This is a genomic window from Candidatus Aquicultor secundus (genome assembly GCF_002791875.1).
In the GTDB taxonomy this organism is placed as follows: Bacteria; Actinomycetota; Aquicultoria; order Aquicultorales; family Aquicultoraceae; genus Aquicultor_A; species Aquicultor_A secundus.
Genome location: NZ_PFNG01000177.1, coordinates 1 through 422, shown reverse-complemented (window position 1 = coordinate 422; position 422 = coordinate 1). Strand labels below are relative to the sequence as shown.

Annotated in this window: 1 protein-coding gene; it reads right to left on the bottom strand. The window is 52.6% G+C overall.

Annotated elements, in window-relative coordinates; genetic code table 11:
• Nucleotides 1-422: DUF2079 domain-containing protein (locus COY37_RS07325; RefSeq protein ID WP_286977040.1), on the bottom strand; the 422-nt coding region annotated here is incomplete at both ends.

Genomic DNA, 422 nt, shown 5'->3' with positions numbered 1-422 from the left:
AAGTTTTGAATATAGAAAAAGCCCGCACTGTTAAAGTGTGGGAGGATGAACTTAAGCCCCACGAAAAACCAGGCCAGCGAGAGTGTCGCGGTGGTGAACCCCACCTTGCGGTTGCCGGTGAGCCCGATATAGATGCCCATCAGCATGATAACAAGGGCGACGTCCTCCTTCGCTGTTATGGCGACGAGTGAAAAGACCGCGAAGGCGATATACCTTGACCGCATGGCACTGTAAAACGCAAACAGCAAGAGCGGTGTCGCCAGTGACTCCGGATGGAAGTGATCGTTGTTGACCCACTCTAGCGCCGGGTATAACAGGTACGAGGCGGCAAGTGCCAGGCTTAATATCCTGCTCGAAAGTTTTTCTTTCGCTATTAAAAACACGGGAACGGCGCCGATTGCAAGCGCCACCGTTTGCAGTAT